This window comes from Novosphingobium sp. GW835-FHT14H07 (assembly GCF_058793515.1).
Genome location: NZ_JBXAFX010000075.1, coordinates 1 through 1,945 on the forward strand (window position 1 = coordinate 1; position 1,945 = coordinate 1,945).

The following is a 1,945-nucleotide window of genomic DNA, read 5'->3' on the forward strand; positions in this document are numbered from 1 at the left end:
TTGAAATCCGTCATCGTTCCGTCCGTCCAATCTCCGCCAAGCATGCTCAAGCTTCACGATTTTTGCAACAGAGCCGTCTCGACGGAACCGGTCCGCCTCGCCTGCCGTCCCGCCGAATGCCGGTCGAGTTCATCTACCGTTTCCAAGACCTCCGGGGCGCCCTTCGGTTCAAACCGGAACTCAAGCTCGGTGACCGTACGCCCCTGCCGAATTTCACGCCATTCGACACGGAAGTGAGCGAGCTGGTCAATTTCAGACTTTGCCTTCTCAAGCACCTTGCGCCGAAGCTGAGCGAAGTCCGTGTAGACATCAGGCGGGATCCCGAGCGCTGCACGCAGTGCCTGCATATCTCCTCGCCAGGTTGCTTGGCGGCGATGGAGGCGAAGGGCTCCAAGCTCGTAAAGCTTGAGCGCATAATTTGAGCGGAAGCCCAAGACCGCTTGCCGGTTAAGCACGGCATAGGTCTCAGAAGCCTGGATCAGCTTGCGCGCATCGGGCGTGAACTCCCATTCGATCCAACCCGTCTCTCCGCCATCCTCGTCGGTTTCCTCTTTAGACCGAGAGATCAGGGAGAACAGGAGAGTCGCCTTCTTTCCGCGCCACGATTTATCATCCACAGCAAACAGGGTGCGATGGAGCTCCTGAAGCATGTCGCTGATCCGCTCGTTACCCTTGTGGCCTCGGCGTATATCGGCTTTGCGAATGCGATGAGGACGATCTTCCCATGCGTCTCCACCTGCGGTCAGGATCATGAGCGCCAACAGCCGCGATGCCGTCAGACTAAGCGACTCACCTTTGACGAATTTGATCTCAATGATGTTGCCCGGTTTGGCGAACTCGTCGCCACCCTTTGCCTTCAATGCAGCAGCAACGCGCATCGCACGTCCGGGGGAACCCTCTTCAGGCTTCTCCTCGGAAGCTTCTACTATTGGGCTGTCATCAGTTTCCATGCCATAGTGCGATCAGAGCTTGATTCTTCGAAGGATTGATTGCTGCCTGACCTGACCTCGTTCGTCAAGTCAGGTCAGGATGGGATTCCTTTGGGAGCCCCCAAGAGGTCAGGAATGAAGGTCTGTGAACGGGAGGCAAAATCCTAGGAGATTCCGCGAGTCGGCAAGCTTACGGACAGAGCGCTGATTAGGGGGCAATTTTGATGTTTGCGGGCGAAGTTAGGCCACTAAGCAGCGCGCTGAAGGTCCGTCCCCCACGCGGTCAGGATGGCCCCAGCAGGTCAGGTGAATGCCCCCGCTCGGTCAGGGTTCAGCCCCCATCTGGTCAGCCTAATACCCCCATCTGGTCAGGAAGATCGGCTTAAAGTGATGGATTCACACCAAAAATTGGCCTCGAATCTGAATCTCTAGAATCAAGAATCCTTCCGCTGCAAGCAGCGGCGTTTTTATAATGATGTTTCTAAGGGAGAAGGGCCAGCGCCCTCGATACAATCGCTTCCGTGAATCACAGCGGGTGTAGTGATTCAAATTTCCGGTTGGACCCACAGCCGATATCCCTGTCACCAAGCCAGCATGAGAACACCCATTAGCCAGTCTTGGCATTGGCAGGCCATCGACCCATCACGCAATGTTGCCCGTGCCTACCACCTCTGGATCCAAACCGACCTGTTCGGTTGGACGACGATTGAACGTCGCTGGGGGAGGATCGGCTCAAAAGGGCAGGGGGTAACCCTGAGTTTTCCTGACAGGGCACAAGCCGAAATCATCGCCCGGCAAGTCCGTGAAAGACGCAAAAGCGCCTTCAAACGAATAGGAGTAGGTTACCAAGAGGTCGAATGACTGCCTTGCACGCGCATCTGCAAGGGAGGGAAGGGGGGAGGGGGGAGTGCAGCTCATGACCCTAACAGCACTCCGACCTGCGGATTCCGACGATGGCGCGCATGTATTCCGATCTGATGCCGCGCAGCGTTCCGATTTGATCGCGCGCAGGTGAC

General features: G+C 56.7%; 1 protein-coding gene and 1 pseudogene. One reads left to right on the forward strand and one right to left on the reverse strand.

The features are described 5' to 3' along the window. Nucleotides 1-62: 62 nt before the first annotated feature. Nucleotides 63-878: pseudogene (locus AC1Q5P_RS21845) on the reverse strand (replication initiation protein); the annotation flags it as partial. Between the two features lie 645 nt (nucleotides 879-1,523). Between AC1Q5P_RS21845 and AC1Q5P_RS21850 the strand changes: the two are divergent. Further along, nucleotides 1,524-1,790 carry a WGR domain-containing protein gene (locus AC1Q5P_RS21850; protein ID WP_081097192.1) on the forward strand — a complete coding sequence of 89 codons (267 nt, stop codon included), beginning with the start codon at nucleotides 1,524-1,526 and terminating at the stop codon, nucleotides 1,788-1,790. Nucleotides 1,791-1,945 lie beyond the last annotated feature (155 nt).

Excerpts from the sequence above, each read along its gene's own strand:
- AC1Q5P_RS21850 (WP_081097192.1), top strand. The coding sequence starts at position 1,524 with ATGAGAACACCCATTAGCCAGTCTTGGCATTGGCAGGCCATCGACCCA.